This is a genomic window from Nocardia brasiliensis IFM 10847, assembly GCF_000710915.1.
Lineage (GTDB): Bacteria > Actinomycetota > Actinomycetes > Mycobacteriales > Mycobacteriaceae > Nocardia > Nocardia brasiliensis_A.
The window spans coordinates 1-21,666 of sequence record NZ_BAUA01000150.1 but is presented as its reverse complement, the minus strand read 5'-3'; the positions used below and the strand labels follow the sequence as shown (position 1 = coordinate 21,666).

Here is a 21,666-nt window from a genome sequence, read left to right as displayed (position 1 = left end):
GCCAGTAGCGACCAAGGCGCCGGATCAGGATGTCTGCCTCCAGGCGTTGTACAGATCGCGCAGGTAGGCCCGGTCCTCGAGTTCGATCATGTGCACCAGGTTCAGGGCCGGGATGCAGGCGTCTTTGGTTGCGGGCTTGAACACATAGCAGTAGCCGGCGTAGGCGTTGCCCTCGCCGCGGACGCCGGGCTCGTGAACCCAGCGTGCGGGGACCGCGCGGCGCAGCAGCTCGCCCCAATACCACTGCGCGCCCGCAGCGAAGCCTGCGTTCTCGGCGGCCTCGAACGCCTCCTCGGTGAGCGTCACCCGGAACACGGCCTCCACCAGATCCTCGATTGACGCCGGAGAGAAATCCCAATCCCGGCCGGTGCCGAATCGGGCGATCCAGGCCGGGAATTCGCGTTCCCGCTCGGCCAGCCAGGAGTCCAGGAACGCTGACGGTGCCGGCGTGAAGTCGTCCAGTCCGGGGGTGTACTCCTTGGCCGGCCGCCACTGCGGGTGCGCCGCCCGATGCCGGGCGGCCGCGCGGGTCCAGTCGGCGTGCAGCCGGGCGAATACCGCGCCGTCACGCCAGTCGAGCGCGACCGCGACAACCTGTGCCGGCGCGATCTCCGGTAGACCCAGCGCGGGATCGGGCCGGACCCGGGGCGCCCCGTCCACCCAGGCCCAGCGACCGCCAGACACCCGCAACAGCACCTCACCGAGGAACACGGCCGCGGCCTCGATCAGAGGCAGGGCCGTAGCCGCCTGATCCGGGTCGGTGAACCGCTCCAGCAGCTCCGCCTCCAGCCGAGCCAGGGCACCGCCTGGGCCTTCGATCCCCTCGCCGACGGCGAAGAGGTCCTCGAGGGCCGCGACCCGTGGGTGTGCGCCGTTTACCCAGTCGTCGAGCTGCCGCTGTGCGTTCACGAGGCGGATCCTAGGTGCGATGCCGCCGATCAGCACGAGTTCCAACTGCCGCTGCCGTTTCGGCGCTCGAGGCGGTGCGGTCTTGGAGTCCGCGTCTGCGCTGACTTCAGTCAGCACGAGTGAGCGAGAATGCCGCTGAGCGCGTTGAGCCGAGCGGCAAGTGCCGCCGTAGCGCACGGCGCTTTGAGCCACAGACGGTTGCATCTCCGGATGTTGCCAACCCAGGCGCGACCGATTACATCGCGTGCGTCGCCGCGAGCGCCGCGACATCGTGAATGGGGTGGTAGCCGAGCACTCGCTCAGCCTTGCTCGAGTCGTATACCCGGTCGATCCGTGTTGGTAGCGGCCAATCGTGTCTCCGGAACAGCGCCGCTATCGCCGGCGCCCGGGTGGCCAACAGTGCTGTGGCGTCGATCAGCAATTGCTGTGTGTCGTTGGGGCGGAACAGCATTGGACCAGAAATATTGAACACGCCCGTCACGTCGGGGTGTTCGGCGGCCAGTCGGTGGGCACGGGCAACGTCGCGGACGTCGACCCCGCGGTAGAGCCGATGCGCGGCTGCCACTGCAGGCGGCTCCGGGAAGCAGCGGGCGATACGCAACACGATCGCCGAGAACGGGTGATCGGCCGGGACGAGAGCCTCCGCCGCGAATTTGGTTTCGTCGTAGATATCGCGGGGCTCAGCCGGCAGCGACTCGTCGACCCAGACCGCACGATCATCGGGCACCAGCGCATGCCCGTACACAGAGGTGGAGCTGGTGTAAACCACCCTCCTGACACCACATTCAGCTGCCGACTGGAGCAACTGCGCGGTGGCATCGACATTCACCGCGCGAAACTCACCATCGGGAACCGAACCGACATGCGGGGCATGCAAGGCGGCTACGTGCAGCACGACATCCACACCGGCGACGGCACATGTTCGTAGTCCCTCATCACGCAGATCACCGCAGTAGGTTGTCCAACGCCCCGGTCGCCGATCCCACCCCCGCACTCGCCAACCCGCGGAATGCATTTCATCGGCGACAGCAGCACCGACGACACCGGAGGAGCCGGTCACCAACACCACTCCCGACATCATGTGCGCCGACTCTACCGCGCGCCGACTCGGCCCCGGTCCGTTTGCCTCGCGGACGAACAGCCCATGCCGGTGCGTGGCGTTCGGCTGACCATCACGACGGCCGCCGCGCCCGCGCCGGGCGAATCGACCGGGACCGGATCACCCGCACATTCTCCCGGACCTGTGCAACTGAAGGTAGCCAACGCAGCGAACTACGGCGATGGAGTGAGCACCGTGCGGAGCGTGTCACGTAATCCGGCGCGTATCGAGACGCGACAGACTGATGTAGCATTAGAACATGCGTTCGAACGGAGCTTACGAAGAGCAGCTCAGCGCGCTGGAGGGTGCGCTGGCTGGGCTGCGGGGCCTCGATGTGGCGCGGGGTAGCGAAGAGGAGTTGTCGGACCTGCTGGATCGACTGGAGGCTGCCGCGCGGATGCTGGCGGGGTTGATCACACGGGTGGCTTATCGGCTGCGGCAGTTGCGCGAACCGATCTGAATCAGTGCTGCAACGCGGACAGATCGATCGCCAGCAATGTGCGCAAGGCGGTTTCGCCGTCAGCGGTGACGCGGACGGCGCGACCACTGCCGACGCGGGCGATCCAGCCGAGTTCGAGCAGGCGACGACAGATCTGCGCGCCCGCGGTGCCGCCGAGATGGGTGCGCCGTTCGGTCCAGTCGAGACAGGGCCGGGCGAGCGGGCGACGTGTCCCGCGCAAGGCGGTGGGCGGCACGCCCAGCGGGCCGGTGAGCCAGGACAGGCCGGCGTCGGTGAGGGCGAAGCCGATGTCCTGGTCGAGCAGGCCACGCGCGGTCATCGCGTCGGTGATCGCGACCCCGAGTCGCCCGGCCAAGTGGTCGTAGCAGGTCCGGCCGCGCGCCAAAGCCGTTGCGACAGTGGCGGTTCGCAGATTCGTCACGGCCGGGCGCGCCGGCTCGAACTGGGCGGCCATCGTTTCCAGGAGCTCGGCGACCTGCGGCCCGGCCAACTGCACATAGCGATGCCTGCCCTGACGCCGTTCGACCAACAGCCCGCCGTCGAGCAGCCGGTTCAAATGTTCGGTCGCGGTGGATGCGGCCACCCCGGTGTGCCGGGCGAGTTCGCCCGCCGTCCATGCCCGGCCGTCGACGAGCGCCAAACACATATCGGCGCGGGTCCGGTCGGCGAGCAAGGCGGCGAGACCGGCCAGTTCGGCTCCTCGGGATGACACCACCCCATCATGGCGCGCCATCGTTTCGGCGGCGACCGAAATGTCGCGGGGATACGGTCACGCCATGACTCGGACACCGCCTATGCGCACCGACCCCGACCAGGTGCGGCAAGCCTTGATCGACGCACCGGTACCGGTCGCGCCGCAGGTGGACACACCCATCGGTGTCGCGTGGTTGCGCGCGCACGTACCCCGGTTCCGCGAGGGCGCCGAGCACCGACGGCTGCGCGCGCTGGTCGAGGCCGAACTCGACCGCCTCTCCCCCGCCGACCTGCGTGCACGGGCGCGGGCGACGGGCGGCACCCTGCCGCATATCCGCGCCTTGGCCCAAGCGCTTGGGCTGCAAGGCGTCTCAGAAGAGGCCGTGGCATTGGTCGCCGCCCACTATCAACCGCACGAGCCGGATGATGCCGCCGCCGACGCGGCAGTAGCGGAATTGGTCGACGCCTGCGGCGGTGTACCCGACGACGCGACGGCGACGCGAATCTGCCTGCTGGTACAGGCCTGTGCCGCGACGACCGCCCTCGTCGACCACGTACGAGAGTTGGACCCGGGCGGCAGCGTGGACGAACGCATCGCACGCACGATGGACGAACATCCGCCGCTGCGTTCGACCCGCCGGGTGATCGACGGCGAACTGGTCGAACTCGACATGCGCCACCCTGGACTGGGTTTCGGCGCCGGGCCGCACGCCTGCCCCGGCCGGGCGCACGCCTTCGCACTCGCCGCAGGCATTATCGAGGGATCCGCGTGAACAAGACCGAGACCTTCCACCGACTGCACCACCGTGCCGAGCCGTTGGTGCTGCCGAACGCCTGGGACTTCGGTTCCGCGGCTCTGCTTGCGGCCGAGGGATTTCCGGCGATCGGCAGCACCAGCCTCGGTGTCGCGGTCGCGGCGGGCCTGCCGGACGGCACCGGCGTCACCGCCGAGGCCACCATGGCGCTGGCTCGGCTACTCGCCCGGCTGCCGGTGCCGGTAACCGTCGACATCGAAGGGGGTTTCAGCGAAAGCCCCACAGCGGTCGGCGAATACGTCGCGCGACTGGCCGAGATCGGTATCGCCGGAATCAATGTGGAAGACGGCCGTACGGAAAACTCGCTGGCCGCACCGCAACACCAGGCGGCAGTCATCGCGGCGATCAAAGCGCACGCGCCCCGGCTCTTCGTCAACGCGCGCGTCGACACGCACTGGCTGCACCTCGACGCTGACAGCACGCTCGACCGGGCGGCGCGCTATGCCGATGCGGGGGCCGACGGCATCTTCGTCCCCGGCCTCACCGATCCCACCGCGATCGAACGGACCGTCGCCGCCGTCCCGCTGCCCGTCAACATCCTCTATTCGCCCAACGGCCCGTCCCTTGCGACCCTCGCCGCCCTGGGCGTCCGGCGGATCAGCACCGGTTCACTGCTGTATCGCACCGCACTCGCCGCAGCCGTCGACGCCGCCCGAGCGGTTCGCGCCGACACCCCCCTGCCCACCGCGGCCCCGCCCTACGTTCGAATCCAAGCCCTCACCGAGTGAGAACGCCGAGAGTGACTCAGCGCCGAGTGGTCAACCGCGCATATCGGACAGTCGAAGTGCCGGGGGTGACTACCATTGAAGCCAGCGGCCGACGGCCGAAAGGGGCTCGCGATGTTCGAGAAATTCTCCGATCACGCTCGGCGAGTGGTGGTGTTCTCGCAGGAAGCCGCCCGTGATCTACACCATGACTACATCGGCGCCGAGCACATGCTGCTCGCCGTCCTCGACCTGTGCGAGCGCGAACCGACGCTCGGCGCCACAGCGGCGTTGGCGCAGCTCGGCATCGAGCCGAAGGCGGCGCTGGCCCGGATCGCGCTGCCGCCGGGACCCGGCGACCACAACGTGTCCGGCTATATTCCGTTCACCAAACAGGCCAGGAAGGTGCTGGAGAACAGCCTGCGTGAAGCGCAGGCACTCGACGACGCGCATATCGGCCCGAGCCATCTGCTCCTGGCCCTGACCAGCGCGGCCACCAACGATCCCGAAACCCCCATCGGCGCCGCCATCGCGGCACTGGAACTTTCGCACGACAACCTTCGCGCGGCGCTGCGGGCCGGCACCGCGGCGCGGGCCGCCGCCTCGGTGACGCCGCAGTTCGCACCGCAGGCGCTCGAGGCGCTGGCCGTCGCCAAGGTGCACGCGCAGCAAACCGGTAGCAGCACTGTCGATCTCGGACACCTGCTGCTCGGCCTGCTGACGCTGGACGACGACGTGGTGCGCCCGGCTTTCGACGCCCTCGAGGTGAATCGCGGCCGGCTCGCCGACGAGGTGCTCGGCAGGCTGCCGCACCGCGAATGACGCGGTTCTAGTGCTTCTGTACCACCCGCTCGCCCTGCCCCGGCTTCCAGATCGTGATGTCCAGGTGATCGTCGATCACCTGGACCGTGGAGGCACTGCTCAGGTCGGCGATGTAGAAGTGGTCGAACTTCTGCCCGCGGATGTCGAACCCGGATTCGTCGAACAGGTGCTGGGCGAACCGCTCGTGCAGCTGCCGGTCGGGTAGATCGACGACGGTGCCGAACAGTTTGGCGTCGCCCTCGCTGACCTGGGTGTCGACCGTGGCGGTGTGCAGACAGAACCGCGGATCACGCGCCAGGTCACGGAATTTCGTCGTGCCGGGCATCCCCGAGATCACCAGATTGCCCTCGAAGAACCGCGGTTCCACCGGGCTGATCCGCGGGAACCCGTCCGAGCGAAGCGTGCCCAGCATGCACAGGTTGCCGGTCGCGGTGTGCCGGCGCACGAACAGTTCGGCGATATGCGGTGCTTCTTCGGCGAAATCACTCCAAGTGGTCATGCACTGGACAATACGGTCAATTCTTGCCATCTTCTGTCAACTTTTCCGGTTACTCTCGGATCCATGCGCGCGAGTCGACTGGTGCAACTGCTGCTGCTCTTGCAGACCAGGGGGCGATCGACCGCCGGTGCGCTCGCCAAGGAGCTCGAGGTGTCGGTGCGCACGGTGTACCGGGATATCGAGGCGCTGTCCGCGGCGGGCGTGCCGGTGTACAGCGAGCCGGGGCGGGCGGGCGGCGTGCAACTGATCGATGGCTACCGAACCCGGCTCACCGGGTTGACCACCGACGAGGCCGACGCCGTGCTGCTCACCGGATTACCAGGCGCGGCAGCCGATCTCGGCCTCGGTACGGTGCTCGCGACCGCACAGCTCAAGGTGCTCGCCGCGCTACCACCCGAATTGCGCGGCCGCGCAACCAGAATCGCCGAGCGTATCCACATCGACGCACCGGGCTGGTTCCACCGCCCCGATGAAACGCCCACCCTCAACACCGTCGCCGACGCGCTCTGGCACGACCGCCGCCTGCACCTGCGCTACGGCCGCAAGGACAAGGTCGTCGAGCGCCTGCTGGACCCGCTCGGTCTGGTCATGAAGGCGGGCACCTGGTACCTCGTCGCGCGCGATGGCGCCGGGGTCCGCTCCTATCGGGTCAGTCGCATCGTCTCGGCCGAACCGAACGGCGAATCCTTCACGCGGCCGGCCGATTTCGACCTGTCCGCGCATTGGTCCGCGGCGGCCGAAGATTTCGCGCAATCAATGCTGCGGGTCCGCTCCCGCTGCCGGATCGCCGCGACCCACCTACGCCTGCTGCGCCTGTGGCACGAACCCGCGGCGGTCGCGGAGGCGCTGGCCTCGGCGACCGAACCCGACGCCGAGGGCTGGGTCGAACTGACCCTGGCCTCGGAAGCCTGGGACGTGCTCGCGCACGCCATCCTGCCGCTCGGCGAGTTCATCGAGGTGCTGGACCCGCCGGAACTGCGCGCGCGGCTGGCCGAGACCGCCGCCCGCATGCACGCCCGCTACCATTCGGGTTAGGACCGTAACGTTCCTAAGTCGGTGGCAGGGTGAAGCAATGTTGGAGACGTCGGCACGGCTGCTGAAACTGTTGGCTCTGTTGCAGACGCACCGGGATTGGACCGGTGCGGAACTCGCGCAGCGCCTCGGCGTCACCGGGCGCACGGTGCGCCGCGATGTCGAGCGGCTGCGGGAGCTCGGCTATCCGGTGGACGCGACACAGGGCACCGGAGGCTATCGGCTCGGCGCGGGCGCGGCACTGCCGCCGCTGCTGCTCGACGACGAGGAGGCCGTCGCCGTGGCGGTGGGGCTGCGCAGCGCCTCGGACGCCACGGTGGCGGGCATCGAGGAATCTTCGCTGCGCGCGCTCACCAAACTGGAACAGGTGCTGCCGCCGCGACTGCGGCATCGGGTGCGCACCCTGCGCGCGGCCACCGTACGGGTCGGGGCGCCCGGCGCGGCGGTGCGGCCGGAGACGTTGATGGCCATCGCGGAGGCCTGCCAGCGGCACGAAGGGCTCCGCTTCGACTACCGCGCGCACGACGGCACGTCGACCATCCGCAAGGTGGAGCCGCACAACCTGGTGCATTTCAGTCGCCGCTGGTACCTGGTGGCGTGGGATATCGATCGTGGCGACTGGCGCACCTTCCGGGCCGACCGCCTCACCCCGCGCATCCCGACCGGTCCCCGCTTCACCCCCCGCGAACCACCGGAAGGCGATGTGGCCGAGTATCTTTCGCGGCAGTTGTCCACGAACTCCTGGCCGTGCCGGGCGACCGTACTGCTGCACTGCTCCGCGGCGGCCGCGGCAGATCGCATCTGGCCGGGCATGGGCGTGCTGGAACCGGTGGACGCCGACTCCTGTCGCCTGCTCGTCGGCGCCGAGACCCCGGCGGACCTGGTCTGGATGATCACCTCGAGCAACCTGGACTTCACGCTGCTCAGCGGCCCACCGGAACTGGTCACCGCGTTGCGCACCCAGGCCGCACGTTGCACCGACGCACTGCGTGATTGGTCCTAACCGGGTCAGCAGGTCCAATCGAGCACCGGGGCGAACGATTTCGTCTGCACCGCCGCGGGCGTCAGCCGCAGCAGCAGGTTGCGCGCGAATACCGCAGGCGCCGAGGACAGTTGAGCGACGGTGCCGACCCGGCGCGAGCGCGTGACGATCATCTGAGTGCGCCGCCTGCGTTCTCGGTCGTACCGGGCGAGGCCGGTATCCGCGGCGGCGACGCGGGCCAGGATCACCGCGTCCTCCAGCGCCTGACAGGCGCCTTGACCGAGGTTGGGGGTCATCGCGTGCGCGGCGTCACCGAGCAACGCGATGCGGCCCGCGACAAAGGCCGGCAGCGCGGGCAGGTCGTATAGATCGTGCTTCAGTACGGCGGATTCCATTGCGGCGGCGAGCAGTTCCGGAATCGGTGCGTGCCAGTCGCCGAATCGGCGGCGGAGTTCGGCGAGTCCGTCACCCGGTGTGCCCGCCGGCATATCGGCGGTGGCGAAACAGTAGACACGGCCGTCGGCCAGCGCCCCGTAGCCGAAACGTTCACCGCGTCCCCAGGTTTCGGCCATACCCGTGATCGGCTCGGTCGGCGTCACCACCACCCGCCACGCGGTGTAGCCGCTGTAGCGTGGCATGACGTCGCCGCACACCGCGCGCCGCACGACGCTGCGGATTCCGTCGGCGCCGACGACCAGATCGCCCGTCGAAGTGCCCGCGTCGTGCACGACGGTACCGTCGGGACGCGCCGCACGCACCGAAATGCCGGTGCGCAGCACCTTTTCGGGCAGCTCGGCGCGCAGGAGGCGGAGCAGGTCGGCGCGATGCAGCATGATCGGACTGCCGTAGCGCGCCCGGATCGCCGCGCTGTCCACGCGCGAGAGCCAGGCTCCCCTGCTGTCCCGGATCCCGGCCAAACCCCCTTCGACCGCCCGTGATCGCACCTGCGCGCCCAGGCCCAGCGCATCGAGCGCACGAAGAGCGTTGGGCCAGAGCGAAAGTCCCGCGCCGAGCGCGGTGATAGCGGCGGCTCGTTCGAGCACCTCGACGTCCCACCCCTGCCGCGTGAACGCGACCGCGGTCGCCAGTCCCCCGATGCCACCGCCGACAATGATCACCTTTGCCATCGTCCGACTCCTCCCGCTATCAGCTGACGGCTAAGTTACTACATATGTAGTCCATAAACTACTTCTGTAGTGCAATTCACTACCGGTGTAGTATCTCAGCGTGCCTACGAAGCGGGAAATCGTCCTGGATGCCGCGATCGAGCTGCTGGGATCGCGTGGTTCTCGCGCGCTCACCCATCGCGCGGTCGACGAGGCGGCGGGGATGCCCACCGGCTCGACCTCGAACTATTTCCGGTCGCGGGACGCCCTGCTCTCCGGCGTGGCCCAACGCCTGGAAGAGCGCGACTACGCCGACTGGGACGCACTGAGCCGGGTGCCGGCGCCGAGCACCCTCGACCAGCTCGTCGAGAGCATCGCTCTGTTCGTCACGCATGCGATCACCACCGACCGCACCCGAACCCTCGCCAGGTACGCCCTGTTCCTGGAGGCACAGGACTCCCCGGCAACGCAGGCCGCGGTGCGGCGCGGAAACGAACGACTGACGGACTGGATTCGCACCATGCTCGGCAACGTCGACGCGGGGCCGGACGTGGCGAAGCTGCTCGTCGACTGTCTCGACGGCGTGGTGCTACACCAGTTGGCCGGCCCCGCAACGGAGTTCGACGCACAGCGGGTGGTGGACCGGTTGGTCCGCGCGCTGCTGCTCAGCTGACGATGGCGAACAGCACCGCGGCGACCGCGAAACTCACCACCGAGAGAATGGTTTCGAGGACGGTCCAGGTCTGCAGGGTCTGTTTGACGGTCAGGTTGAAGAACTTCGCGATGATCCAGAAACCACCGTCGTTGACGTGGCTGAGGATGATCGAGCCCGCGGCGATCGCCATGGCGATCAGCGCGATCGACATCTGCGAGTAGCCGTGATCGGCCACCAGCGGCGCGACGATACCGCCGGTGGTCACGATGGCGACCGTTGCCGAGCCCTGCGCGATGCGCAGACCACAGCTGATGATGTAGGCGAGCACGATCACCGGCAGCCCGGCCGCGGACATGGTGTCGGCCAGCGCGGTGCCGATCCCGGTGGCGGAGATGACCTTTCCGAAGAACGCACCCGCACCGACCACCAGCAGCAGCATGCCGACCGGCCGCAGCGATTCGGCGGTGAGCTCGCTGAGCTCCTGCACGGTGGAACCGCGGCGCACGCCGAGCACGTAGAACGCGATGAGCACCGCGATCAGCAACGCGACGGCGGGCGTGCCGAAGAAGGTCAGCACCTGCAGCAGCTGAGAGTCCTTGTCCAGCAACTGGGTACCGAAGGTGGCGCCCAGGATCAACACCAGCGGAATCGCGATGATCGCGCCGATCAGGCCCACCGACGGCGGCGTGGCCGTCACGGTCTTGGTCGCCGTGCCGGTGCCGCCGCCGGTGCCGTCGGAAATCCGCTCCCCCTCATCGGGAGCGGTTTCCTTCTCCTTGGTGACCAGGAACTCGTCGGGCACCTCGACGTGCACGCGCTTGCCGATGTAGCTACCCCAGACGATGCCCGCCGCGACGAAACCCGGTAGACCGCAGACGAATCCCATCAGGATCAGCCAGCCGAGGCTCACCCCGAGCAGGCCGCCCAGCGCCACCGGCCCCGGGTGCGGCGGCAGGAACGCGTGCGTCATCGACAGACCCGCCAGCATCGGCATCGCGTACAGCACCAACGAGCGCCCGCCGCGCTTGGCCGCCACGTAGATCAGCGGCGCGAGCACGAAGATGCCGATATCGAAGAAGACCGGGATACCGAAGATGAGCCCGAGCAGGCCCATCGCGAACGGGGCGCCCTTCTCGCCGAACAGGTTCAGCAGCTTGCCGGTGAGCACGTCGGCGCCGCCGGAGCGTTCCAGGATCGCGCCGAGCACCGTGCCGAGCCCGATGATGACGGCGATATGCCCGAGGATGCCGCCGAATCCGGTCTCCAGCAAGGAATCACCGGCTTTGATCGCCGTGCCGACGATCTTCGACACCGGCAGGCCGGCGGCCAGCGCCAACCCGAGCCCGGTGAGCAGCAGCGCGATGAACGGCTCCAGCTTGACCTTGATGATGGCGAACAGCAGCACTGCGATCGCGAGCCCGCAGAGCACGAGCAGCCCCGGGGTACTGGTGCGCAGCCAATCTACGGTGGCGCCCATGGGTAGACCTCTCAATTCATGGATCGAACGAACGACGCCGCGCGGTCGGCGATTTCGGTCCACCGGCCCGCCGCGACATCGGAAGGGGCAACGACATCGGTGCCTGCCGTGACGGCGACTGCGCCAGCGGCCAGGAATTCGGCGGCGTTGCCCGCGTTGACGCCACCCGACGGGATGAGCGCAACATCTGGAAACGGACCACGCAGGTCCTTCAGGTAGCCGGGGCCGAGGGCTCGCGCGGGGAAGATCTTCACCGCGGCCGCACCGAGATCGAGCGCGGTGAGCACCTCGCTCGGCGTGAATGCGCCCATCACGACCGGAATGTCGTGCCGCGCGGCCACCTCGGCGACCTCGGTGCGCAGGCCCGGCGTGACCAGGAACTGCGCACCACTGTCGATCGCGGCCTTGGCCTGTTCACCGGTGAGCACGGTCCCGACGCCGAGTACCGCCTGCGCGGCGGACCGCGCGGCCGTGAGATAGCCGAGCACACCCGGCGTGGTGAAGGTGAGTTCCAGCGCCCGGATACCGGACGACGCCAGCGCCTGCGCCAGTGCCACCGGATCGGGAATCTCCGGCGCGCGAACCACACTCAGCACCCGGTCGGCCCGGATGGCCGCCATGGCGGTACTGCCCGAGGTCATCAGACTGTCTCCTTTCGCGCGGCGTCCATGCGCAGCGCCCGCCCGGCGAGCGTGCCGGTGGGTGCGCCGTCGTCGATGGCGAAGCGCCCGTTGACGAGCACGTGCGTAATGCCGCGCGCCTGCTGTTTGGGGTCGTCGAAGGTAGCCGTATCGATCACCGAGGCCGGATCGAACACGACGAGATCGGCTGCGTAACCGGTGGACACGAGGCCGCGGTCGCGTAGTCGCAGGCGTTGCGCGGGGCGGCCGGTCAGGTGGTGTACGCAGTCCTCCAGCTCCAGCACGCCGAGTTCGCGCACGTACCGGCCGAGGTAACGCGGGAAGGTGCCCCAGGCGCGCGGGTGCGGCCGGGCGGGCGCGAGTAGCGCGTCACTGCCGCCCATGTGCCCGGGGTGCACCATGATCGCGCGCACGTTCTCCTCGTGCCCGACGTGCTGCAGGATGCCCGTCGCGAGCTGATCGCGTTGCAGCAGTTCGAAGAACACCTCGACCGGGGCCACCGCGCGTTCGGCGGCGATCTCGTCGATCCGTTTGCCGACGTACTCGTCGAGGTCCGCGTTGGCGACCCCGCTGATCTGGATGGTCTCCCATTCGACGGTCACGCCGTGGCAGCCGTCGGACCCGTGCACGTCGACATCCTCGGCGATGCGCGCCCGCGTCGCCGGATCGTCGAGCCGCGCCAGTGCCGCGTCCGGACCGCCGGACATCGCCCAGCTCGGCAGCAGCGCCGAAAGCGTGGTGGCGCCGGGCAGGTAGGGGTAGGTGTCCAAGGTGATGTCGCAACCTTCGGCCCTGGCTTCGTCGATCAGCGCCAGGAATTCCGGTGCGCGACCGCGGTTCACGTGGAAGTTCATCGTGGCGTGTGTGAGGTGCAGCGCGCAGCCGGTGCGCCGGGCGAGGCCGATCATCTCCGCGTACGCCTCGAGCGCGCCCGCACCGTAGGAGCGGGTGTGCGGCGCGTAGAAGCCGCCGAACTCCGCGACCACCTCGCACAGGGCGGCCAATTCACCGGTGTCGGCATACATTCCGGGCGTGTAGGTGAGCCCGCTGGACATGCCGACCGCGCCGTCCCGCAATCCCTGGGCGAGCAGCTCCTGCATGCGCCGGATCTCGTCGCCGCTCGCGGGACGCTGGTCCGCGCCGACCACCAGCAGCCGCAGTGTGCCCTGCGGCACGAGATAGGCGGCGTTGGGCGTGATTCCGCGATCGAGGCGGTCCAGGTACTCGGCCACGCTGCGCCAGGAGAAGTCGAGATCCGTGGGATTGCCGTTCCACCCGGCGATCTGGCGGCGCACCACATCGAGGGTGACGTCGTCGATCGGGGCGTAGGACAGCCCGTCCTGTCCGATCACCTCGGTGGTCACGCCCTGGCTGATCTTGGCGAAATGCCCGGGCTCGGTGAGCAGATGCAGATCCGAGTGCGCGTGCATGTCGATGAAGCCGGGACACAGCACGGCACCGGGTCCGGTCTCGACCACCCGGTCGGCCTCGGCGAACGAACCGGGGGCGGTGATCTGGGTGATGCGACCGTCGGCGACGCGCACGTCGCCGCGGAAGCGCGGCAGACCGGTGCCGTCGATGATGTCGATCTCGCGAAAAAGTATGTCCGTCATGGGGTCCGGCTCGTCAGAAGAAGGTGTGCAGGAAGTCGACCACGCGCGGCGACGCGGCATCCGCGTCGTCGATCACCGGGACGAGCCGCCACTTGTCGAACGCGGTGCACGGGTGCGAGAGCCCGAACCGCACGACGGTGCCGATCGGCAGGTCCGCCCCCTCGGGCAGGCGCAGGAACAGGTGCTGGTCGTTGAGCGCCGACGTCCGTGCCGCCGGGTCGACCGGCGTATCTTCCGGTCCCGCAATGCGTTGCGGGACCGGAAGACCCTCATCGAAGGGCAGATCACGCTTGCCCGCGTCCAGCAGGGCCAGTCCCGGCTCCGGACGAGAAATGGTGCGCGCCCAGCCGTGCATGGCCGAGCGCAGCGGCTTGTCGCTGCGCGCCGCCGCCAGCGGCGAGATGCCCGCGTAGAAGCCGTCGTCGTGGATGAGGTACGCGCCCGAGCGCAGCACGATGGTGGTCGGCACGCCCTGCGTGCCTTGTTCGTCGGCCGATCCGGCCAGTCGCTCCACCACCAGGTCGGGGTAAGCACTGCCGCCCGCGGTGATGATCGCCTCGCCCGGATACCCGCCGGCGGCGGCGATTTCGCGGTGCAGGCGGGCGAGCTCGTCCAGGTAGTGCCGCACGATGTCCACTGCCTCGGGGGCGCGATCGTGCGCGAGTGCGCCTTCGTAACCGCCGACCCCGCCCAGCGTCAGCCGCTGCGCGTCGGCGATGGCGGCAGCGATGGCGTGCGCCTGCTCGACCGTGCGCGCACCCGTACGGCCGTGCTGCCCACCGAGTTCGACCAGCACCCGGACCCGTGCCGCACCGGGCGCGGTACTCAGGTGCCGGTCCATCAGGGCGACCGTCTCGACGCTGTCCGCCCAGCAGACGAACTCGAACGCCGGATCGTTGGCCAATTCCTCGGCCACCCAGTGCAATCCGACCGGATCGACGAGCGCGTTGGCCAGCAGGATCCGGCGCACGCCGAAGGAGCGGGCGACCTGGACCTGCCAGATGGTCGCCAGCGTGATGCCCCAGCAGCCGGCGGCGAGCTGTTGCGCCCACAGCTGCGGCGCCATCGTCGTTTTGCCGTGCGGCGCGAGTTGCACGCCCGCGGCGCTCACCCAGTCGGCCATCAGGGCGAGGTTCGACTCGACGGCCGCGCGGTCGATGGTCAGCACCGGGGTTTCCAGTTGCGCGAGCGTCGGTGCGGTGGCGAGGAATTCGCGCACGGTGTGCCCCCAGGCGGCGGGCGGCAGCCCTTTGTGCTCGGGACCGAGCCTCCGGTCTCCGAGTGCTGCTACGACGTCGTCGTCGATCACCACGGCGTTCCTTCCCGCATCCATCTACATAGCTTCTCGCTATTGCATATTATGCAATGCTTGTTGCGCATCGTGTTTCGTGTGGTTATTCTGCACGGGATGGCCTCTGGCCGCAAGCACAGGAAGGAGATCGGTGTGACGTGGCCTACGTCGACCCGCCCACGAGCGGTGACCGTCGGCGAGGGACTCGCTGTGCTGGTGGCACAGCCGGGTCCGCTGGAAGAGTCGGACACCTTCGAGCGGACCGCGGGCGGCGCCGAAGCGAACGTGGCCACCGTGCTGCCGCAACTGGGGGTCGACACCGCCTGGCTGTCGCGCATCGGCAGCGACGGCTTCGGCCGATACCTGATCGCCCACCTCGCGGCACGCGGCGTCGACGTGTCGGCGGTCGTCACCGATCCGGCCCGGCCGACCGCGGTGTACGTCAAAGAGCGCGGCAGTGGTTCCGGTAGAGCAACCGACCTCGCCGAACGCGCCAGCCGCATGCTGTACTACCGCACCGGCTCCGCGGCCAGCGCGATGTCGCCCGCCGACCTCGACGCGACCGCCGCGGCCGCCCTGCTCGCCCGCTGCGACCTGGTGCATTTCACCGGGATCACCACGGCGCTGTCCGATTCGACGACCGAGCTCACCGAGGCTTTGCTGGCCCTCCCCCGCAACGGCCGGCTGGTGAGCTTCGACCTCAACTTCCGTCCCGCACTGTGGGCGCAGCGACTCGAGCTGGCTGCGGACGTGCTCGCGCGGCACGTTCGAGGGAGCGACGTGGTATTTCTCGGCGCCGACGAGGCTGCCGCCGTCTTCGGCACCGGGGATCCCGGCGCACTGCGCGCCCTGTTTCCAGAACCCGCGCAGCTCATCGTCAAGAACGACGAACACACCGTCACGGGATTCGCGGGGGCCGATCACGTCGAGGTGCCGGCGCTCGGACTGGAGGTCACCGAGCGGATCGGCGCGGGCGACGCGTTCGCGGGCGGCTATCTCGCGGCCCTGCTGCACGGCAGGCCGCTGGACCAGCGGCTGCGCTTCGGGCACCTGTGCGCCGCCGCCGCACTCACCGGCACCGGCGACGGCGCCGAACTTCCCCACCCGTCGGTCCTGGAACGGCTCGCCGCCCTGGACGAAAAAGGTTGGGCCGAACTGCATTACAACGAGACCGTCATCGAGAATGTGGTCCTGTGAACCACCCTAGAGTCTGTGAGACGCCGTCATGAGTCAGAGTTTGTCGCGTGCCTTGACCATTCTGGTTGCGCTCGGCGAGGATTCGCGGTCGCTGGACCAGCTGGCCACCCAGCTCGGCGTGCACAAGTCGACCGTGCTGCGGTTACTCCAGACGATGGAGGCGCAGCGCTTCGTCACCCACGACAGCCAGCACCGCTACATGCTGGGGTCGCGGTTGTTCGAACTCGCCAACCGCACACTGGAACAGCGCGACGTGCGCACCCTGGCGCGGCCGCACCTGAGCGCGTTGAACGCCGACACCAAGCAGACCATCCACCTCGCCACCTACGAATCCGGCGAGGTCGTCTACATCGACAAGCTCGACGCCACCCAGAGCGTGCGGATGTACTCCCGGGTCGGCAGGCCCGCGCCGCTGCACTGCACCGCCGTCGGCAAGGTGCTCATCTCGTCGCTGCCCCGCGCCGAATGGCGGGTGATCGCCGAGAAACTCGACTATCACCCGTTCACCGAACGCACCATCCGCACCCCCGAGCGCTACCTGATCGAACTGGAAAAGGTTGCCGCCCTGGGCTATGCGGAAGACCATGAAGAACACGAGAGCTTCGTGAACTGCATCGGCGTGCCCGTGCGCAACGGCACCGGCGCGGTCGTCGCCGCGGTCTCGATGTCGGTGCCGGACATGCTCCTCGACCACGACCAGGTGCTGGCCGAACTGCCGCGTGTGCGCGCGGCCGCCGACGCCATCTCCGCCGAACTCGGCTGGGCACCCAGCCGCACCCACACCGCAACGAAAGGCTAGTTATTTCATGAGCGAAAAGATCGCCGTCCGCACCACCGACGCGCCCGCGCCCGCGCACACCTTCTCCCAGGGTGTGCGCAAGGGGCCGTTCGTGCAGGTCTCTGGACAGGGTCCGGTGGACCCGGTCAGCAACGAATACCTGTTCCCCGGCGACGTTGCGGCACAGACGATCCGGACCCTGCAGAACGTGAAAGCGATCATCGACGCGAGCGGTGCGACGTTCGATGACGTAGTCATGCTGCGCGTCTACCTGACCACCCGCGACGACTTCGCCGCGATGAACGAGGCGTACGGCGAATTCGTCACCGCCAACACCACCGGCGACGTGCTCCCCAGTCGCACCACCGTCTTCACCGGTCTCCCACGCGCCGAGATGCTGGTCGAGATCGACGCCATCGCCATCGTCACGGAGTAGGGTCCCCGGGTCCGGCTCGACCAGCTCCCCGCCGGTCGAGCCGGACCTGCCCGCAGCTTTACATGGTCGAGCCGGATAGGACTCTCAGCGGTCGCTGATCTGTTGAGGCGATCTCAGTACCGAGGAAAAGCCGAACAAACGGGCAGTGCCCTGCCGACGTGGTCGGCGACACGACGGCGCAGCAACTCGTACTCTTCGACCCTGCGCCGCAGCGGTCCGACAGGACGGACAACCCTTGCGTTCGTGACGGTCTCCCCGAGCCTGAACTGCTCGAGGGTCAAATCCACTTCCGCCCCGTCGGGCAGACGATTCCACCAGTGGTAACCGCGCTGCTCCTCGACCAGATACACGTCGCCGAGCATCAGGTCGCCGCCGAACACATCCTGCACCACCAGGGCCGTGATATCGCAATGCCCCCATGCCGGATTGCCGAAATCCCAAGCCGCTCTGGCCACGTCGTCGGGCGAACACGTATCAGCAGCCCAGCTGCTCCGCAAAGCCTGCTCGATCACATCGAGCGTGAAAGAAGACACCCAGTCAGCCTGCCATCTCAGTGGAGTTCACGCCCGGTCCAGCACCTGGGCCGACCCTCACCCTGGAAAGCTGTCGAACACGCTCGGGCCGGGACATTCTCGGTTGCCGACCCGACCGGTCCGACCCGCTCGTGCGCGGGTCGGACCGGTCCGGCCCTCAGGCTTCCGTGGGCGACCCGCTGCCTGGGGAGGCAGCCTCCTTAGGGTCGCCGGGGGAAGCCGGCTTTTCGGTTGCGGGTGCTGCGGCCTTTTTCGCGGGGGTCTTCTTGGCCGCGGCGGTCTTCTTTGCGGCGGTCTTCTTTGCTGCGCCAGCCGATTTGGTCGCACCGGCGGATTTGGCGGCGGCGGTCTTCTTGGCCGCACTTGACGCAGTGGACTTCTTCGCCGCACCGGTCTTCTTCGCTGCGGCGGTCTTCTTCACCGCACCAGTCGTCTTCGCTGCGCCGGTCGACTCGGTTGCCGCCGCCGATTCGGCGGCTACCGCAGACTCGGACGCGGAGGGTGCCGCGGCTGCGCCGGATGCGTCCGCCGACGGGGCGGCGCCTGTCGCGGTGGCTTTCTTCGCCGCTGTCTTCTTCGCCGCGGCAGTCTTTTTGGCCGGGGTCGCCTTCCGCGCAGTTCCCGTCGCCGTGGTCTTCTTCGCTGCGGCGGCCTTTCGTGGGGCGCGGGCGCCCGCAGTCTTCTTCGCAGCCGCACCACCGACCGCCGCAGCCGCACCACCGGCCACGGCAGCTGTCGCCGCACCGGGCTCAGTCGCCGCGTCACCATTCACCGCGACGGATTCCGCCGCGACGGGCGTATCGGTACCAACGACCGACGTCGAAACGGCCTCCGCGCCGGACTCGGCGGGGACAGCCGCCTCCGCAGTGTCCACCGCGTTCTGCCCGGTAGCGACAACAGCTTCAGCCGCATCGGCGGCGGTGCCGGTCTCAGCGACGCCGACCCCGTTCTCCGCCACTCCGGGCTCGGCCACGGTGGCCGAGCCAGTTTCCGTCGCAACCTCGTCGGCGGGGTCAGCCGCGACGGCAGTCGCAGCCGACTCGGCCGAGCTCGCACCATTCTCCGCCCCGACCGTGGACGACGCAGTCACTGCGACATCAGGCCCGGCGGTGCCGTTGGCCGACACACGTTCGGTGACAGCTGCTTCGGGTGCGACGGCTACCGTTTCCGTCGGCTCGGCTGCGGAAGCCGCAGCCGCCGACACGTCTTCGGCGGCAGCGGCTTCCGGCTCGGCGGTGGCGGCGTCGACCGGGACGTCCTCGGCGAAGGCTTCTTCGAGTTTGGCGAGGGCGGCGGCTTTGGCCGAATCGACCTCGGGGACGACCTTTTCGGTCACGGCGGTCGATGCCTCGGTGGGCTGCACCTCGGCGACGGGCGCGGCCGCAGGAACGGCGGCATCCTCGTCCGGCCCCACCGCGACCGAATCCACCTCGGCGACAGTCTCTTCCGGCGCGACCGCGGCAGCATCCTGCCCCGAATCCGCTTCGGCGGCAGTTTCTTCCGCCGAGAACGCGGCAGCGTCCACTCCGTCCACCGCTTCTTCGGAGACGACCGCCGCGGCAGCCGCCTCGAGGGAGGGAAGCTCGCCGAGGTCGATGTCCTCGACCAGGCTGACGCCGGGGATGGCGTCGAGAAGTTGGCGGGTGTAGAGGTCGGACGGGGTGGAGAGGACCTTCTCGACCGGGCCCTGTTCGACGACCTTGCCGTTGCGCATGACGAGGACGTCGTGCGCGATGGCCCGCACGACCGCGAGGTCGTGCGAGATGAACAGGTAGCTGACGCCGAGCTGCTGTTGCAGCGAGGACAGCAGGGTCAGGATCTGGTCCTGCACGAGCACGTCCAGCGCGGACACGGCTTCGTCGCAAACCACCAGCGGCGATCCGACGGCCAGCGCGCGGGCGATGGCCACGCGCTGGCGCTGCCCGCCGGACAGCTCGTTCGGATAGCGGTGTGCGACCACCGCGGGCAGCGCGACCTGCTCGAGCAGCTCGGCGACCCGCGCCCGCCGGGACGCGCGATCGCCGACGCCGAAGGCCCGCAGCGGCTCGGCGATCAGCTTCTCGACGGTCCACATCGGGTCGAGCGAGGCGTACGGATCCTGGAACACCGGCTGCATGGCGCGCCGCGCCGCTCGCAGTTGCGCACCGCGCAAGCCGCCCAGTTCGGCGCCGTCCAAGCGCACGGTGCCGGCGGTCACCGGCACCAGGCCGAGCACCATCCGCGCGGTCGTGGTCTTACCCGACCCCGATTCGCCGACGATCGCCGTGGTGCGCCCGCGCTCGATCGTGAACGACACGTCGTCCACGGCTTTGAGCACCCCGCCGCGCCCCCGGATCCGGTACTCCTTGCTGATGTGCGAGACCTCCAGGATCGGAGAACTCTTGGCGGACTTGCCGGTTGGGGCGACACCGTTGCGGGAGGCGGTCTCGCCGTCGGCGAGCGCGGCCGCCGTATCTTCGGCCGCCTCGTCGGTGTCCACGCTGCCGACTGCGACGCCCTCATCGCGCCGCGGTCCGATCAGCGCGGGCGCGGCCGCGACCAATCGCTGCGTGTACTCCTCTTGGGGTTCGGTCAGCACCTGCCGGGCCGGTCCGGTCTCGACGATCCGCCCGTCCGACATCACGATGACCCGGTCGGCCCGCTCGGCGGCCAGGCCGAGGTCGTGGGTCACCAGCAGCAGCGCGGTGCCGAGTTCCTGGGTCAGTTTCTCCAGGTGGTCCAGGATCTGGCGCTGCACGGTCACGTCCAGGGCCGAGGTCGGCTCGTCGGCGATGAGCAGATCCGGCCGGCAAGCCAGGCCGATCGCGATCAAGGCGCGCTGGCGCATACCGCCGGAGAACTCGTGCGGGTACTGCCGGGCGCGGCGCGCGGGTTCGGGCAGCCCGGCCTGGCCGAGCAGTTCGATGGCCCGCCCCTTCGCCTCGCGACGCGAGCAGAGCCTGTGTGCCAGAAGGGTTTCCGACACCTGGCGACCGACCCGCGACACCGGGTTCAAGTTCGACATGGGGTCCTGCGGGACGAGGCCGATCTCGCGCCCGCGCAGCTTGCGCAGTCGCTTCTCGTCCGCGTTCGTGATGTCCTCGCCGCGCCACCGCAGGGTGCCGCCGGTGACTCGGCCCGCGCCGGGCAGCAGACCCATGATCGCGTGTGCCAGTGTCGATTTCCCCGAGCCGGACGCGCCGACTACGGCGACCCGCTCGCCCGGCTGGATGACCAGGTCCGCGCCGTGCACGGCGGTCGTGTCCCCGAAGGCCACGCGCAGTGCACTGACCTCGAGTAGTGGCCCGCCCGTCACCCGACCGCCGCCCCTCACGGAATCGCTTCGCGATGCTGTTGTCATAGTCGTTTTCCCTCAGCGCCTTGTCTTCGGGTCGAGCGCGTCCCGCAGGGCGTCGCCGAAGAGGTTGAATCCCAAGCAGATGATCGCCAGTGCCACACCGGGGAAGATGCCGGGCCACGGCGTGCGGAGCAGGTACTGCTGCGCGTCCGACAGCATGATGCCCAGGCTGGGCGCGGGCGGTTTGATGCCGAGTCCGAGGAACGACAGGATCGCCTCACCGAGCACCGCGGTCGGCATGATCACCGTGGCCTGCACGATGATCGGCGCCAGCGAGTTGGGCAGGATGTGCTGGCCGAGGATGCGCAGCGGCCCGACGTGCATGGCCTGCGCGGCGAGCACGAAGTCGGTTTCCTTGAGCCGCAACGTTTCCGCGCGCACGACCCGCATCATCACCGGCACCTGCGCGATGCCGAGCGCGATCGCCGCGTCGGTGAGTCCGCCGCCGTTGATGGCGGTGAGCCCCACCGCCAGGATGACGAACGGGAACGCGAGCAGCACGTCGGAGACCCGCGACAGCACCATGTCGAACCCACGCCAGTACCCGGCGAGCAGGCCGAACGGCACGCCGATGATCACCGCGCACA

The 21,666-nt window shown here is 69.0% G+C and carries 22 protein-coding genes; 10 read left to right on the top strand and 12 right to left on the bottom strand.

Annotated features, from left to right (window positions below):
• Positions 1 to 24: 24 nt before the first annotated feature.
• Together NBRGI_RS45520 and NBRGI_RS28590 are read right to left on the bottom strand one after the other, a co-directional pair.
• Positions 25 to 909 (bottom strand): hypothetical protein, encoded by an 885-nt coding sequence (locus NBRGI_RS45520; protein WP_148310978.1) that lies wholly within the window; start codon positions 907 to 909, stop codon positions 25 to 27.
• Positions 910 to 1,144: 235 nt separating this feature from the next.
• Positions 1,145 to 1,987 carry an NAD-dependent epimerase/dehydratase family protein gene (locus NBRGI_RS28590; RefSeq protein WP_081878277.1) on the bottom strand — a complete coding sequence of 281 codons (843 nt, stop codon included), beginning with the start codon at positions 1,985 to 1,987 and terminating at the stop codon, positions 1,145 to 1,147.
• 280 nt (positions 1,988 to 2,267) lie between these two features.
• Between NBRGI_RS28590 and NBRGI_RS28585 the strand changes: the two genes are divergently transcribed.
• Entirely contained in the window at positions 2,268 to 2,468 is a 201-nt protein-coding gene (locus tag NBRGI_RS28585) for a hypothetical protein (RefSeq protein WP_014983476.1), read from the top strand.
• A gap of 1 nt (position 2,469) precedes the next feature.
• On the opposite strand, the gene NBRGI_RS28580 is transcribed toward NBRGI_RS28585, so the two are convergent.
• Positions 2,470 to 3,180: an ArsR/SmtB family transcription factor gene (locus tag NBRGI_RS28580; RefSeq protein WP_036561329.1), complete on the bottom strand. Its 711-nt coding sequence runs from the start codon at positions 3,178 to 3,180 to the stop codon at positions 2,470 to 2,472.
• 64 nt (positions 3,181 to 3,244) lie between these two features.
• Here NBRGI_RS28580 and NBRGI_RS28575 point away from each other — a divergent pair, with 64 nt between their 5' ends.
• The 3 genes from NBRGI_RS28575 (at position 3,245) to NBRGI_RS49975 (ending at position 5,502) form a co-directional block, all read left to right on the top strand.
• Complete coding sequence (locus NBRGI_RS28575) at positions 3,245 to 3,934, top strand: hypothetical protein (RefSeq protein WP_063726324.1); 690 nt, start codon at positions 3,245 to 3,247, stop codon at positions 3,932 to 3,934.
• The gene (locus NBRGI_RS28570) at positions 3,931 to 4,704 is read left to right on the top strand and encodes an isocitrate lyase/PEP mutase family protein (RefSeq protein WP_029900301.1); all 774 of its coding nucleotides are present in this window, start codon (positions 3,931 to 3,933) and stop codon (positions 4,702 to 4,704) included. The genes NBRGI_RS28575 and NBRGI_RS28570 overlap by 4 nt, the downstream gene beginning before the upstream one ends.
• Positions 4,705 to 4,815: 111 nt before the next feature.
• Positions 4,816 to 5,502, top strand: a complete 687-nt coding sequence (locus NBRGI_RS49975; RefSeq protein WP_051728097.1) for a Clp protease N-terminal domain-containing protein — start codon at positions 4,816 to 4,818, stop codon at positions 5,500 to 5,502.
• A 7-nt stretch (positions 5,503 to 5,509) separates the two neighbouring features.
• Here NBRGI_RS49975 and NBRGI_RS28560 read toward each other — a convergent pair whose 3' ends face one another.
• Entirely contained in the window at positions 5,510 to 6,001 is a 492-nt protein-coding gene (locus tag NBRGI_RS28560) for a pyridoxamine 5'-phosphate oxidase family protein (RefSeq protein ID WP_029900299.1), read from the bottom strand.
• 63 nt (positions 6,002 to 6,064) lie between these two features.
• Between NBRGI_RS28560 and NBRGI_RS28555 the strand changes: the two genes are divergently transcribed.
• Together NBRGI_RS28555 and NBRGI_RS28550 are read left to right on the top strand one after the other, a co-directional pair.
• Positions 6,065 to 7,036, top strand: coding sequence for a helix-turn-helix transcriptional regulator (locus NBRGI_RS28555; RefSeq protein WP_029900298.1), 972 nt, complete (start codon positions 6,065 to 6,067; stop codon positions 7,034 to 7,036).
• A 37-nt stretch (positions 7,037 to 7,073) separates the two neighbouring features.
• A complete protein-coding gene (locus NBRGI_RS28550) occupies positions 7,074 to 8,036 on the top strand; it encodes a helix-turn-helix transcriptional regulator (RefSeq protein WP_029900297.1) in 963 nt (320 codons plus the stop codon).
• Between the two features lie 5 nt (positions 8,037 to 8,041).
• Here NBRGI_RS28550 and NBRGI_RS28545 read toward each other — a convergent pair whose 3' ends face one another.
• Positions 8,042 to 9,142 (bottom strand): FAD-dependent monooxygenase, encoded by a 1,101-nt coding sequence (locus NBRGI_RS28545; protein ID WP_029900296.1) that lies wholly within the window; start codon positions 9,140 to 9,142, stop codon positions 8,042 to 8,044.
• Positions 9,143 to 9,242: 100 nt separating this feature from the next.
• Between NBRGI_RS28545 and NBRGI_RS28540 the strand changes: the two genes are divergently transcribed.
• A complete protein-coding gene (locus NBRGI_RS28540) occupies positions 9,243 to 9,794 on the top strand; it encodes a TetR/AcrR family transcriptional regulator (RefSeq protein ID WP_029900295.1) in 552 nt (183 codons plus the stop codon).
• Here the strand turns inward: NBRGI_RS28540 and NBRGI_RS28535 are convergent.
• From NBRGI_RS28535 to NBRGI_RS28520, 4 genes are read right to left on the bottom strand one after another with little or no spacing between them, the layout of a single operon-like run.
• The gene (locus NBRGI_RS28535; RefSeq protein WP_029900294.1) at positions 9,787 to 11,253 is read right to left on the bottom strand and encodes a GntP family permease; all 1,467 of its coding nucleotides are present in this window, start codon (positions 11,251 to 11,253) and stop codon (positions 9,787 to 9,789) included. The two genes, NBRGI_RS28540 and NBRGI_RS28535, sit on opposite strands and share 8 nt — an antisense overlap.
• An 11-nt stretch (positions 11,254 to 11,264) precedes the next feature.
• Positions 11,265 to 11,894 carry a bifunctional 4-hydroxy-2-oxoglutarate aldolase/2-dehydro-3-deoxy-phosphogluconate aldolase gene (locus NBRGI_RS28530; RefSeq protein ID WP_029900293.1) on the bottom strand — a complete coding sequence of 210 codons (630 nt, stop codon included), beginning with the start codon at positions 11,892 to 11,894 and terminating at the stop codon, positions 11,265 to 11,267.
• A complete protein-coding gene (locus tag NBRGI_RS28525; protein WP_029900292.1) occupies positions 11,894 to 13,507 on the bottom strand; it encodes an N-acyl-D-amino-acid deacylase family protein in 1,614 nt (537 codons plus the stop codon). The genes NBRGI_RS28530 and NBRGI_RS28525 overlap by 1 nt, the downstream gene beginning before the upstream one ends.
• Before the next feature lie 13 nt (positions 13,508 to 13,520).
• Entirely contained in the window at positions 13,521 to 14,840 is a 1,320-nt protein-coding gene (locus NBRGI_RS28520; RefSeq protein ID WP_029900291.1) for an amino acid deaminase, read from the bottom strand.
• A gap of 111 nt (positions 14,841 to 14,951) precedes the next feature.
• Between NBRGI_RS28520 and NBRGI_RS28515 the strand changes: the two genes are divergently transcribed.
• The 3 genes from NBRGI_RS28515 to NBRGI_RS28505 are packed head-to-tail and all read left to right on the top strand — an operon-like array spanning position 14,952 to position 17,209.
• Positions 14,952 to 15,995 carry a sugar kinase gene (locus NBRGI_RS28515; RefSeq protein ID WP_235211136.1) on the top strand — a complete coding sequence of 348 codons (1,044 nt, stop codon included), beginning with the start codon at positions 14,952 to 14,954 and terminating at the stop codon, positions 15,993 to 15,995.
• 28 nt (positions 15,996 to 16,023) lie between these two features.
• The gene (locus NBRGI_RS28510; RefSeq protein WP_029900289.1) at positions 16,024 to 16,794 is read left to right on the top strand and encodes an IclR family transcriptional regulator; all 771 of its coding nucleotides are present in this window, start codon (positions 16,024 to 16,026) and stop codon (positions 16,792 to 16,794) included.
• A gap of 7 nt (positions 16,795 to 16,801) precedes the next feature.
• On the top strand, positions 16,802 to 17,209 hold the full coding sequence (locus NBRGI_RS28505; protein WP_014983460.1) for a RidA family protein: 408 nt from the start codon (positions 16,802 to 16,804) through the stop codon (positions 17,207 to 17,209).
• Positions 17,210 to 17,322: 113 nt separating this feature from the next.
• Here the strand turns inward: NBRGI_RS28505 and NBRGI_RS28500 are convergent, their stop codons facing one another.
• The 3 genes from NBRGI_RS28500 to NBRGI_RS28485 form a co-directional block, all read right to left on the bottom strand.
• Positions 17,323 to 17,721, bottom strand: coding sequence for a YunG family protein (locus NBRGI_RS28500; protein WP_200882236.1), 399 nt, complete (start codon positions 17,719 to 17,721; stop codon positions 17,323 to 17,325).
• A gap of 178 nt (positions 17,722 to 17,899) precedes the next feature.
• Positions 17,900 to 21,082: a dipeptide ABC transporter ATP-binding protein gene (locus tag NBRGI_RS49690; RefSeq protein ID WP_200882235.1), complete on the bottom strand. Its 3,183-nt coding sequence runs from the start codon at positions 21,080 to 21,082 to the stop codon at positions 17,900 to 17,902.
• Positions 21,083 to 21,094: 12 nt separating this feature from the next.
• Positions 21,095 to 21,666, bottom strand: a 572-nt coding sequence (locus NBRGI_RS28485; protein ID WP_029900287.1) for an ABC transporter permease, incomplete at its 5' end; no start/stop codon positions are given.